11 protein-coding genes and 4 tRNA genes are annotated in these 12530 nt (G+C 58.5%); 5 read left to right on the top strand and 10 right to left on the bottom strand.

From position 1 onward, the window contains the following. The first annotated feature begins 217 nt into the window (after positions 1 to 217). Genes AC5SEM_RS06580 through AC5SEM_RS06565 form a run of 4 tightly spaced genes read left to right on the top strand, consistent with a single transcriptional unit; the run spans position 218 to position 2093 of the window. Entirely contained in the window at positions 218 to 715 is a 498-nt protein-coding gene (locus AC5SEM_RS06580) for a PAAR domain-containing protein (RefSeq protein ID WP_495472428.1), read from the top strand. A gap of 45 nt (positions 716 to 760) precedes the next feature. Beyond that, positions 761 to 1372: a lysozyme family protein gene (locus AC5SEM_RS06575; RefSeq protein ID WP_205125807.1), complete on the top strand. Its 612-nt coding sequence runs from the start codon at positions 761 to 763 to the stop codon at positions 1370 to 1372. Continuing rightward, entirely contained in the window at positions 1369 to 1704 is a 336-nt protein-coding gene (locus tag AC5SEM_RS06570) for a hypothetical protein (RefSeq protein WP_240049788.1), read from the top strand. Before AC5SEM_RS06575 ends, AC5SEM_RS06570 begins: the two co-directional genes overlap by 4 nt. A 53-nt stretch (positions 1705 to 1757) precedes the next feature. Further along, on the top strand, positions 1758 to 2093 hold the full coding sequence (locus AC5SEM_RS06565; protein ID WP_240049789.1) for a hypothetical protein: 336 nt from the start codon (positions 1758 to 1760) through the stop codon (positions 2091 to 2093). 142 nt (positions 2094 to 2235) lie between these two features. On the opposite strand, the gene AC5SEM_RS06560 is transcribed toward AC5SEM_RS06565, so the two are convergent. Next, positions 2236 to 2312: transfer RNA gene (locus AC5SEM_RS06560), tRNA-Val, on the bottom strand. A gap of 183 nt (positions 2313 to 2495) precedes the next feature. On the opposite strand from AC5SEM_RS06560, the gene AC5SEM_RS06555 reads away from it, so the two are divergent. Continuing rightward, on the top strand, positions 2496 to 3779 hold the full coding sequence (locus tag AC5SEM_RS06555; RefSeq protein ID WP_495472427.1) for an NAD(P)/FAD-dependent oxidoreductase: 1284 nt from the start codon (positions 2496 to 2498) through the stop codon (positions 3777 to 3779). 48 nt (positions 3780 to 3827) lie between these two features. Here AC5SEM_RS06555 and AC5SEM_RS06550 read toward each other — a convergent pair whose 3' ends face one another. From AC5SEM_RS06550 to AC5SEM_RS06510, 9 genes are all read right to left on the bottom strand, one after another. Beyond that, on the bottom strand, positions 3828 to 4799 hold the full coding sequence (locus tag AC5SEM_RS06550; RefSeq protein WP_077571935.1) for an XdhC family protein: 972 nt from the start codon (positions 4797 to 4799) through the stop codon (positions 3828 to 3830). 1 nt (position 4800) lies between these two features. Continuing rightward, entirely contained in the window at positions 4801 to 6036 is a 1236-nt protein-coding gene (locus AC5SEM_RS06545; protein ID WP_495472426.1) for a c-type cytochrome, read from the bottom strand. Between the two features lie 2 nt (positions 6037 to 6038). Beyond that, a complete protein-coding gene (locus AC5SEM_RS06540) occupies positions 6039 to 6578 on the bottom strand; it encodes a (2Fe-2S)-binding protein (RefSeq protein WP_495472425.1) in 540 nt (179 codons plus the stop codon). Then, positions 6571 to 9402: a xanthine dehydrogenase family protein molybdopterin-binding subunit gene (locus AC5SEM_RS06535; RefSeq protein ID WP_495472424.1), complete on the bottom strand. Its 2832-nt coding sequence runs from the start codon at positions 9400 to 9402 to the stop codon at positions 6571 to 6573. The genes AC5SEM_RS06540 and AC5SEM_RS06535 overlap by 8 nt, the downstream gene beginning before the upstream one ends. Positions 9403 to 9889: 487 nt before the next feature. Continuing rightward, positions 9890 to 9966, bottom strand: a tRNA-Asp gene (locus AC5SEM_RS06530). A 93-nt stretch (positions 9967 to 10059) separates the two neighbouring features. Continuing rightward, positions 10060 to 10136 (bottom strand) — tRNA-Asp (locus tag AC5SEM_RS06525). Positions 10137 to 10192: 56 nt separating this feature from the next. Beyond that, positions 10193 to 10268 (bottom strand) — tRNA-Val (locus AC5SEM_RS06520). 216 nt (positions 10269 to 10484) lie between these two features. Continuing rightward, positions 10485 to 11261, bottom strand: coding sequence for an SDR family oxidoreductase (locus AC5SEM_RS06515; protein ID WP_495472423.1), 777 nt, complete (start codon positions 11259 to 11261; stop codon positions 10485 to 10487). Continuing rightward, entirely contained in the window at positions 11258 to 12469 is a 1212-nt protein-coding gene (locus AC5SEM_RS06510) for an O-succinylhomoserine sulfhydrylase (RefSeq protein ID WP_471894406.1), read from the bottom strand. The genes AC5SEM_RS06515 and AC5SEM_RS06510 overlap by 4 nt, the downstream gene beginning before the upstream one ends. Between the last annotated feature and the right edge of the window lie 61 nt (positions 12470 to 12530).

Here is a 12530-nt window from a genome sequence, read left to right as displayed (position 1 = left end):
TCGAAATAGTAGGATCATCTGCGTACGAACTTACATGGACGGTTCAATTTGATGCACTTTAATCCTATGGACAGGTTCCTCCCTGCCGGCGCCCGCTCCACTCCCCGCCGCTTCCCGCACCGCCCAAACATTTCATAAAGACTCCATGGATAGCTCGCATCGTCGATTCAGCGACAGCCTGCCAGCACCCGCCTGAAACGTTGAAAAGGAATTTCCCATGAGTGGCAAACCCGCAGCTCGCGTAACAGATCCCACCAACTGCCCTCTGCCGGGACATGGCACGAATCCGATTGTCAGTGGCTCACCCAATGTAAACTTCGATGGCTTGGCTGCTGCTCGAATGACCGACAAATCAGCGTGCGGCAGCCCCATTACCGGCGGCGTAAGTGAGACGGTGTTCATCAACGGACTGAATGCGGCAACTAAAGACAGTACTGGCGCCCATGGCAATGTGGTGATTGGAGGATCCGGCACAGTGATTATTGGCGACACCGTGGTCACAGCACCGTTTAGTGGCTTGATGCCAATGCCCGTGCACTTCAGCGACAGGTTTCAACTGATCGATGAGGACTCTGGCGAACCTCTGCCTGATCATGTTTACGCTTTCCAGCGCGCCGATGGCAGCATCGAACATGGCGTCAGCGACAAGAATGGCTACACACACGTTGTCAGCTCGCACCTTGCGGAAACCATCACGCTCTTTTTAGAAGACTGAGTTATCGCCGAACCCGCAAATCAACATTTTTGAGCGAGCATCAACGTGACAGACGTGATCAGCCCCAATGGCAAAAAAATGTCGCCCAGACTCACAAGAGCGGTGACCCCGATAAAAGACACCACCGCGAAAACGATGTTGCTGTCAGTCAAGCAAGAGAAACGACGGGCGGAAAATGAAGAGTATTTGAAGAACAAGAACGTGAAGGCTTTTCTGGATACCATTTCAGAGGCCGAGGGCGGTGACTACCATGCCAAGTTTGGTTATGGATGGGCTCGCGGAGACTGGAAGTTTACGGATGAATCAACGCACCCTGGAGCAGGGTTTGGCGGATCGACCACAGCGTCAGGCAGGTATCAGATCACCAAGTCCACATGGAAATTGCAATGCACCACAGCAATGGGCTTGACTGATTTTTCACCCCACACTCAGGATTTAACTGCAATCGAGATCCTTCGATCGGTAAAGGCAATTGATCCAATCGTAAATGGCGACATCAAGGATGCAATTCACAAGGCATCTGGCCAGTGGGAAGCCTTACCCATGGGCCCAGGCCAAGCCAACCGCCCGCTGAATGGAAAGCCCTCCGGCCAAAAGTACATGCCCTATGACGACGTCGTGTCGACTTACAAGAAATTTGGCGGGACTGCGAAATGAGAACACATCTGTTCGTATCTTTATTGCTTTGCTTCAGCTGCACCTTTGCCAGCGCAACAGACATCCCGATAAAAGAAGGCATGCCTTTTTTGTCAGCGAGGAAGGAACTCCTTAAAAAAGGCTGGAAACCAAGCATCTCTAAAGAGATGCAGCCTGTTGGAACGGCTGTAGAACTTAAAAACAGAGGAATCATCGAAATCGAACGATGCACTCAAGGCGTGCAGTATTGCGTGTTCCACTACAAGAAAAACAAGCAATGTCTGGGCGTCACCACAACTGGCGAAGAGGTAGAGGAACTTGTTATTGATGCCTGGGATTTTAAGTGCCAATGACCCTTTCAGATTTTTGATGCACGCATAAGGCGAACCTTAACGGACTCCGAAAAATGCAACCTTATGCGATCACCTGTGTTCTTCTCGCCTGCATCAGCTTCTTTGCCAGTGCCACTGAGCTCCCCATAACGAAGGGGATGCCATTTCTGAGCGCGCGAAAGGCGTTGATCAAGCAGGGCTGGATTCCGGACCCAACGGATGAAACGGCCCCCGACGGCGCCATGAAAACGCTTAGAAACATAGGCCTTCTTGAAGTAGAGCGATGCACGGAAGGCGTTCAATACTGCGAGTTCAACTATAAGAAAAACGATGCATGCCTGATCGTCAGCACGATAGGTGAGAAGGTAAAAGACATGAGAGTCGACGCTTGGAATATTGAATGCCAATAATCCCTACAGGCACAACAGCGCTCCCGGCGCCCAGATGAACAAGCCCGAGACCTTTTGGGCACTCCGCACAAATCGCAGACAACAAAAAAGGGCCCACCTTTCGGTGAGCCCTTCTAGACCGCCCAGCAGAGCGGATTTTGTTTGGTAGGCGCGATTGGACTCGAACCAACGACCCCCACCATGTCAAGGTGGTGCTCTAACCAACTGAGCTACGTGCCTGCTGTGAGGCGGCATTCTACGGAATTCCGGAGGGGTGTCAACACCTTTTTTTCACCTAACCCTATGAATATGCAAAATATTTAATTTCGGGTCGTCGACGAAGATTTTCCGGTGGCTGGCGGAGGTTTTTCAAGTCGGGTAGGATCGGCGCACTCGTAAAATATATTAAACAGAGGCTGCAGGATGGCGAACACCCCTTACCCAGAGTCTTATTACGCTGAGTCGGCCAATGCCGTCCCGCCCCGCCCTGCCTTGCAGGATGATGTGGAGACGGACGTCTGTGTGATCGGCGCCGGGTATACCGGATTGTCTTCTGCCCTGTTTCTGCTGGAAAACGGTTTTCGCGTCACCGTGCTGGAAGCGGCCAAGGTCGGTTTCGGCGCCTCCGGGCGTAATGGCGGGCAGATCGTTAACAGTTATAGCCGTGACATTGACGTGATCGAACGCAGCGTCGGCCCCAAGCAAGCGCAACTACTCGGACATATGGCGTTCGAGGGTGGCCGGATCATTCGCGAGCGTGTGACCAAGTACAACATACAGTGCGACCTGAAGGATGGCGGCGTATTCGCAGCCATTACCGCCAAGCAGATGGGCCATCTGGAATCGCAGAAACGCCTCTGGGAGCGCTTCGGTCATACGCAACTCGAACTGCTCGATCAACGCCGTATCCGCGAAGTGGTTGCCTGCGATCAGTACGTCGGCGGCATGCTCGATATGAGCGGCGGGCATATTCATCCGCTGAACCTCGCGCTCGGCGAAGCGGCGGCGGTCGAGTCCCTCGGCGGCATCATCTATGAGCAATCGCCTGCCGTGCGCATCGAACGCGGCGCCAATCCGGTGGTGCATACGCCGCAAGGCAAGGTCAGGGCCAAGTTCATCATCGTCGCCGGCAATGCCTATCTCGGCAACCTGGTACCGGAACTGGCCGCCAAATCGATGCCATGCGGCACGCAAGTGATCACCACCGAACCGCTGGGCGATGAGCTGGCGAAAGCCTTGCTGCCACAGGATTATTGCGTTGAAGACTGCAATTACTTGCTCGACTACTACCGCCTGACCGGCGACAAACGCCTGATCTTCGGCGGTGGCGTGGTGTATGGCGCGCGTGATCCGGCGAACATCGAAGCGATCATTCGCCCAAAGATGCTCAAGGCTTTCCCGCAACTCAAGGATGTGAAGATTGATTACGCCTGGACAGGAAATTTCCTGCTGACCCTGTCGCGTTTGCCGCAAGTCGGCCGTTTGGGCGACAACATCTATTACTCGCAGGGTTGCAGCGGCCATGGTGTGACTTACACGCATCTGGCAGGCAAGGTGCTGGCTGAGGCGCTGCGCGGTCAGGCTGAGCGCTTCGATGCGTTTGCCGACTTGCCGCACTACCCGTTCCCCGGCGGGCAACTGTTGCGCACACCGTTTGCCGCACTGGGTGCGTGGTATTACGGGCTACGCGATAAATTCGGGATGTAAAAAAGGGCCGCTGAATAGCGGCCCCTTTTTATTCAACACTGAACGGTTTCAGAGCTGATCCCGAGCAATCCCGCTGCGGATGCGCAAGATATCCGCCAGCACCGCCAGCGCGATTTCCGCCGGCGTCTTGCTGCCGAGGTTCAGACCAATCGGCGCATGAATCCGCGCCAGCTCAGCCTCGCCCAAGCCGCCAATCCGACGTAACCGCTCGAAGCGCTTTTGCGACGTCTGCTGCGAACCCATCACGCCAATGTAAAAGGCTTCAGTGCGCACCGCTTCCATCATCGCCAAGTCGTCGATACGTGGATCGTGGGTTAGCGCCACGACCGCCGTATCACGATGACAGCCACCGTCGGCAATAAACACCGATGGCAATTGCCGACGAATTTCCACGCCATCCAGCGCCACGCCTTCCAGCACTTCATCGCGCGGATCACAGAGAATCACCTCAAAACCCAATCCAACGGCAAACTCGGCACACGCCTGCGCCACACTGGAATACCCGGCAAGCAACAAGCGCTGGGCCGCGCCGACACGAATGCGCACACGATCAATCTCACGCTCGATCCGCGCACCCTGCTCGCGATCAGCGAACAGACTGCGCGCACCGCTGGCCAGATCAACCTCGCGAATCAAGCGCCGCTGACCGAGCAGCGCCGACTCCAATTCACGCAAATGCGCCTGTACTTCACAGTCAGCGTCAAATTTCTCAACCAGCACATCAAGAATGCCGCCACAAGGCAGGCTGACCCGCGAACGCGGATCATCGCCTTCGCCGTAACGCACGACGTTGACCGCATCGATAAACGCACCTTCGGCGACGCGCTCGAGAAAATCTTCCTCGACGCAACCGCCGGACAGCGAGCCGATCCACTGTCCGCCATCGTTCACCGCCAGCAGCGAACCCGGCGCACGCGGTGCCGAGCCGTAAGTGGTCAGCACGGTGCAGAGCCAGATGCGCTGCCCCGCCACCGACCACTCCAGCGCCCGACGAACCACTTGTAGATCGAGATGCTGCATGTCAGTGCGCCTTGTGCTCGATGGACGGTGCGTCGGCTTGCAGTTTCTGCACGTCGCTCACCGCCAGTTCAGCGGACTGACCACCCCAACCTTGACGCAGGTAGTTGAGCAGATCGGTCAGCTGTTCAGGACTGAGCTTGTCAGCGAAACCCGGCATTGGTTGCATGTGCTCGAACCCGGAGAACTTCTGTTCGCCAATACCATCCTCGATCACCCGCAACAGATTGCGTGGATCTTCGAGGCGCAACGTGGTGTTGCCGCGCATGGCCACCGCGATGTGCGGCTTGCCTTCGCCACCGACCGCGTGACAGCCGGCGCAGACGTTCAGGTACTCCTGCTGTCCGCGCTGGGCGCTGGCGCTGAGTTTCTCTACTGGCACTTCGACGAGGGCTTTGGCGGCTGGCGGTTTGTCGCCGAGCAGGAAGGTCGCCATCGCTGCCAGATCGGTATCGCTCAGGCCTTGCGTGCTGTTGTGAAACACCGGGAACATTTCGTTGAACATCGTCCCCTGCGCGCTCATGCCGTGCTTGAGGAACGTGGCCAGATCCTGCTCGTTCCAGCCGCGCGCAGCCAGATCAGTGGCCAACAGGCTCGGCGCCAGGTAACCATTGAGGATGCCGCCAGTCAGACGCTTGTCCAACTGCATCGCACCCGGCAGGCCGCGGGGCGTGTGGCACTCACCGCAGTGACCGAGGACTTCGACCATGTACTGGCCGCGTTTCCAGGCTTCGCTTTTGCCTTCGGCTGGCTCCAGCTTCAGCGCTTTGCCGTACATCATGTTCCAGCCGATCAGGCCCGGACGCACGTTGAACGGGAAGCTCAGGCTGGTAACCGGAGCTGCGCGCTCGATCGGTTCGATGGTTTTCAGGTAGGCATGGATCGCATCCGAATCTGCACGCGGCATCAGGTGATACGAGGTATACGGCATCGCCGGATAGAGGTTCGCGCCATCGCGACGCTTACCTTCGGTCAGCGCCGCGAAGAACTCGTCGTCGCTGTACAAACCGATGCCGTGCTCTTTGCTCGGGGTGATGTTGGTGCCATAGATCGTGCCGAACGGCGAGACGATCGGCAGGCCGCCGGCAAACGGCGCGCCGCCCGGTGCAGTGTGGCAAGCCATGCAGTCAGCGGCGCGAGCGAGATACTCGCCGCGCTTGACCTGATCATCGGCGTGGGCAAACAACACCGGCGCAGCGAGGCCGACCGCCAGGGTCAGGCGGGTCAGAAAAAGCTTCATGCTTAACCCTCCTTGACCAGGCCGAGATCGGTCAGCACGTTGCGGGTGGCGTTGTAATAACGCACGTACCCGGTGCAACGGCAGACGTGATGGCCAAGGCTGTCCTCGATGACTTGTTCGAGCTTGCTTTGTAAGATCGGCTGGCGCTGCAGCTTTTCAACCAGCACGGTCGCAGCGTTGACGAAGCCCGGCGCGCAGTAGCTGCACTGGAACGCGAACTCATCGACGAAGCGCTGCTGGATCGGGTTCAGTTCGGTGACCTGGCCCGCCTCATCACGCTTGGCGTGAGCTTCGATGGTGCGGACTTTCTTGCCTTCGAAGTAATGCGCGCCGGTGATGCAGGTGCGCACTTCTTCGCTGGTGCCGTCCGGGTTGTCGACGATCACCACACAGGCGTGGCAGATGCCCTGGCCGCAGCCCAGACGCGAGCCGGTGAGGTTTTTATATTCGTGCAGGTAGTCGATCATCGGCAGGTCATCAGGGATGTCCACCGGGCCGACGGATTGACCATTGAGGGTCAGTTGAAGCGGACGGTTAGCCATTGAGGGCCTCCTTGATGCGCGCAGCAGTGATTGGCAGATCGCGAACACGTTTACCGATGGCGTGCGCCACGGCGTTACCGATGGCACCGACAATCGGGATCATCACCACTTCGGCGATGCCTTTCGACGGGTCGCTCGGCGACAGCGCCGGGAGAATCTCCGACGTCTGCTTCCACACGGCAACGTGACGCGCCATCGGCAGACGGTAACGGTTGAAGTTCCAGTCACCCTCCCCCGGTCCACCTTCGTACAGCGGCATCTCTTCCATCAAGGCGTGGCCGATGCCCATGGCAATACCGCCTTCGAGCTGGCCCTTGACCAGTTCCTCGACCAACACACGACCGCACTCGACCCACGAATGGTGGTTGAGCACTTCGACTTCGGCAGAACCCTTGTTGACCTTCAGCTCGACCAGCGTGGCGACCGGGCTGTAGTAAGTCACGGCAGCGTTGTTCAGCTGAACAACCGGATAATTGATGTTCTGGCGATCCAACAGGTGGAAACCAGATGTGGTCATCAACGCTTTCTTCGCTTTCGGCGCGCCGTCACCGTATTTCACGGCGAGACCATCGAGCGGCAGACGCTCGCGCACACCGTCGATGCTGTATTCGGCTTCAGCCCAACTCCAGCGGTTGAACGCGTGAACGGTGGCCCCGGTCACCAAGCCACGCTCGTGAGCGTGTTTGGCCAGCTCTTCGAAGCTCAACGGCTGCATGCCGTTGGCGGTGAGCTTGCCGTCGACCCAGTGCGCATCTTCGCGACGCACCACGTAAGGGTTGGCTTGACCGCCGTAAGGACCCTGACGCCAGATTTCCATGGCCGCCGGCCACAAACCGTTGTTGAACAGCACGCGCGCCGCTTCACGGGTGGCGTGGCTGAAGTAGTACGCCGAGTTGGTCGCAGACGAAGCCGAAGCCAACTTGCCGACCCAGCGCGGGTTGCGCAGCAGGTTGTCCTGTTCGGCCTGGCTCATGATGTAAGGGTTGCCGCTGGTAATCAGCTGCATTTCCTTCCATTCGGTTTCGCCGGTCTTCACTTCGTGCGCCGGGCTGCCGAGGAAATCGGCCACGACCAGGGCTTGCGAGGTGGACATGCCGGTGCCGATTTCAATGCCGATGTGGCGCAAGGTGATGCGACCGTCAGCAGTGAATTCGATGCTGGCCATCGGCGCTTCGGAGCCGGTGCCAAAGTCTTTCTGGCAGATGGCGAAACCAACGCCGTACCAGTTGTCCGGGTCGGCGGCTTCGCGCTGTTTCTTGATCGCGTCGCGGTTTTTCCAGACCTCGTGCACCGAGGCCTTGTCGAGGATTTCGTGCAGGCGCAAGGCACCGGCCGGGATCGCGCCCTGAGTGTTTTTCATGCCGGAACGCAGGGCGTTCTTGCGACGCAGGTCAATCGCATCGACACCGAGACGGTTGGCGATTTCGTCGACCATCATCTCGGTCGCCGCCATGCTTTGCAGGGTGCCGTAACCGCGCATCGAACCTGCCTCAACACCACGCGAGTGGTAGGCGGTGACTTGCAGATCGTTCTGCGGCATGTAGTAGATCGACTGCGCGGCCGTGGCGCCAACCGCAGCTACCGATGGGCTGTAGTTGATGCGGCCACCACCGTCGACGCTCATTTCAGAGCGGAAAATCTTGAAGCTGTAGTCGTTCTTGTCCACGGCCAATTGGTAGCGGATGTCGAACGGGTGACGCTTGATGCCGCTCTGGAATTGTTCGTAGCGGTCGTTGGCCAGACGCACTGGCACGCCGGCGCCGTACAGCGCAGCAAGGGCTGCGTAGTAAACGAAGATGTTGTGATCTTTGGAACCGTAACCGACGGTGTAACCCGGGTGCATGTTCAGATTGTCGAGGCCGAAGCGCGACGGCGCGATCATTTTCGCGGTCTCGGTCGCAGCTTCCAGCGGGCACTGGGTAGCCACCACGAAGTGCAGGGTTTTGGTTTTCGGGTCGTACCAGCCGTTGCCGTTGTCCGGCTCCATGGCGGCCGGTTCGATCGACGGGGTTTTGTAGCGCTCGTCGAACACCAGCCAGTTGTCCGGCGGCGTATCGATCTCTTGCTTCATGCGGTCAGCGTAGAACAAGCCACGCTCGGTCAGATTGCCGTGCAGATTCGGCTGGGAATTCCACACCGGACGACGGTTTTTCAGCATCGGAAAGAGGATCGAGTCCTTCAGGCTGGCGAATTCGTCTTCGTCGGCCGAAGTCGCGCCGCCCACACGTACGTAGCGGAAGCTACCGTAGGGATCGCCTTCGTAGAACGGCACTTGTGCACCGTAACGAATCGCTTTGTCATTGAATTTGAGTTTGTTCTTGGCCTGACGGAAACGCTCGAAGTCATTCCAGATCAGGATCGCCACCGGGTGACCGATGAACATCGGCACCTTGCCTTCTGGCAGCAGCGGATCAGGCGCGTGCTCCTCCGGGAAGACAATGCCGTCCTTGTCCAGATCCGCAGCGGTGACGATGCGGTCCGGCTGCAAATCGGCGCCGAGCCACGACAGGTCGTAACCGGCGTAGATGCGGTCAGCCTTGATGGTTTTCAGCAGCATGGCGTGGCCTTGCTGCTCGGGCCAGCCCGGCATGTCCTTGGAGCGGATGTCGCGGGCGAAGACTTTGCTGCCGCAGACCTTGGACAGTGCGTCGTTACGCTGACGCGCCTTGCCGTTGCTGCCGAGCCACTTCTCGGACGGCACGGTGACAGTGTTTTCCATCAAGGCAGCCAGCGCCTGACTGCTGAGCGGCGTGAGCGTGACGCTCACACCCGCCACCAGCCCGCCCTGGAGGAACGAGCGCCGGGATATATCACGGTTGGACATGGATCATCCTCTGGGCGGTTATGTATCCGCCCTTCTGGTTATCTACTGGGGAATCTCGAGTCTTGCAGAAGCCCTCTTTGGCGAAACAAAGGGCGTGTTGACAGTGCAAAGCTGACCGAAAGGTTAACTTTAAAGGTTTCTGCGCTCGCAGCAAACAACCAGTTACAAAAATTTGACTAAAGAATCAAAAAATCAATGCGACGTGGCACCGCAGCAGGCGGATAGACACTTGTAGGAGTGAGCCTGCTCGCGATGGCGGAGTGTCAGTCACCAGCAGCATGGCTGAACTGACGCTATCGCGAGCAGGCTCACTCCTACAGGGATTTGTGTTGGCTTCAGGAGTTGGGGCAGGCGAATAAGAGGGGAATAGCCAAATTTCAGACACAAAAAACCCCGGTCTTTCGACCAGGGTCTTTGCTATCGATTCCGAATCAACCAAGGGTTGCTTTCGGTGCTTCAAGGCGTTCAGTGGTCCTTGGAGCAGATATGGCGCAGCGGACGGGACTCGAACCCGCGACCCCCGGCGTGACAGGCCGGTATTCTAACCGACTGAACTACCGCTGCGTATCGCTTTGAGCTTGCGCTCAAGTAACTCGTTTTGACTGCAAGCTTCGGTGCTTTGCAATCGCGAACCAGACAAGCCTGATTCGTAAAATATGGCGCAGCGGACGGGACTCGAACCCGCGACCCCCGGCGTGACAGGCCGGTATTCTAACCGACTGAACTACCGCTGCGCGTCGGTGCAGGCACTTTCAGCCTACGCTCTTGCTTACGCAAGTTTCTCGGGGAGTGGTGGGTGATGACGGGATCGAACCGCCGACATTCTGCTTGTAAGGCAGACGCTCTCCCAGCTGAGCTAATCACCCGTTTGCATCTCCGAGGCCGCGAAATTTACGCAGGTAGCGAACCTAAGTCAATAGCAGGATTGAAGTTTTTCTAAAAAAGACGAAATTGTTTCCATCCTGCAAGACCGCCTTCGCGAGCAAGCTCGCTCCCACAAGGGGTATGCATTCCAAATGTGGGAGCGAGCCTGCTCGCGAAAGCGTCAGTTCATTCAACGCAAACTCACAGAAAAAGGCGATCTACTCGCTATAGATCATCTTTTTCGTCATACCGCCATCGACGACGAATTCCTGCCCGGTGACAAACCCGGCATTCCTCGACAGCAACCACGCAACCATGGCCGCCACATCTTCAACCGTCCCTACCCTGCCCGCTGGATGCTGAGCATGATCAGCTTCGGCCAAAGGCTCGGCCCGACGCGCAGAGGGATCCCGCGCATCGATCCAGCCCGGGCTGACTGCATTGACGCGAATCTCCGGCCCCAGACTGATTGCCAGCGCATGCGTCAGCGCCAACAAGCCGCCCTTGCTCGCCGCATACGCCTCGGAGTCCGCCTCCGACTGCCGTGCACGGGTCGAGGCCAGATTGACGATCGACCCGTTATGCGCGCGCAGGTACGGCGCACAGTGCTTGGCCAACAGCATCGGCCCACTGAGGTTTACCGCCAGCACGCGATTCCAGTAAGCCAGATCGAGGCTTTCCAGAGTGATGTTGTGCGGATCGGCGACCGCCGCGTTGCACACCAGCGCATCGAGGCGACCAAACTGCCCCAGCACTTCAGCAACACCGAGCGCTACCAGGCCCTCATCGGCAACATCCATGGCGATGAACCAGGCGTTTTCGCCCAGTACCTTAGCCACTTTCGAACCGCGCGCACGATCCAGATCCGTCAGCACCACTTGCCAGCCTTCGCTGATCAGCCACGCCGCGATCCCCAGACCGATACCGCGCGCGGCACCCGTGACCAGCGCAACGCGGCCATGGGTACCGGCTTTCGGAGTGGACAACTCGATCACAGCGCTGCCAGACCGCGCGCCAGGTCGGCTTGCAGGTCAGCAACGTCTTCCAGACCGACCGCAATACGGATCAGGCTGTCACGGATGCCTGCTGCCTCACGCTCCTGCGGCGCCAGACGGCCGTGAGAGGTGGTGCTCGGGTGCGTGATGGTGGTTTTGCTGTCGCCAAGGTTGGCGGTGATCGAAATCAGTCGAGTCGCATCGATAAAGCGCCACGCGCCCTCTTTGCCACCCTTGACCTCAAAACTCACTACCGCGCCGAAGCCCTTCTGCTGACGTTGGGCCAGTTCGTGCTGCGGATGGCTCTTGAGACCGGCGTAATGCACCTTCTCGATACCGTCCTGCTGCTCCAGCCATTCGGCCAGCTCTTGGGCGTTGGCGCAGTGCGCCTTCATCCGCAGGCTCAGGGTTTCCAAACCTTTGAGGAAGATCCACGCATTGAACGGGCTCAGGGTCGGCCCGGCGGTGCGCAGGAAGCCGACGATTTCTTTCATCTGCTCGCTGCGACCGGCTACCACACCGCCCATGCAACGCCCCTGGCCGTCGATGAACTTGGTCGCCGAATGCACGACGATGTCGGCACCCATTTTCAGCGGCTGTTGCAACGCCGGGGTGCAGAAGCAGTTGTCGACTACCAGCATCGCGCCTTTGGCGTGAGCGATTTCCGCCAGTGCGGCGATATCGACCAGCTCAGCCAGAGGGTTGGATGGCGATTCGACGAAAAGCAGTTTGGTGTTCGGCTTGATCGCCGCATCCCAGGCTGACAGGTCAGCCAATGGCACGTAATCAACTTCCACACCGAAACGCTTGAAGTACTTCTCGAACAGGCTGATGGTCGAGCCGAATACGCTGCGCGAAACCAGTACGTGATCACCGGCACTGCACAGGCTCATCACCACTGCCATGATCGCGGCCATGCCGGTTGCGGTGGCAACAGCTTGCTCAGCGCTTTCCAGCGCAGCAATGCGCTCTTCGAACGCGCGCACGGTCGGGTTGGTGTAACGCGAGTAAACGTTGCCCGGCACTTCGCCAGCAAACCGCGCGGCCGCGTCGGCAGCGGTGCGGAACACGTAGCTGGAGGTGAAGAACATCGGATCACCGTGTTCGCCTTCCGGCGTACGGTGCTGACCGGCACGTACGGCCAGGGTGTCGAACGCTACGCCTTCGAGGTCGCTGTCCAGCCGACCGGCATCCCATTCCTGACTCATGCTGTCACTCCTTGCCCTGTTCGCGAAAATTGAAAGTCAGATACAAAACCGGCCCCTCAGG

It is taken from the genome of Pseudomonas sp. CH61 (assembly GCF_059429415.1).
This window is presented reverse-complemented; position numbering and strand designations above follow the sequence as displayed.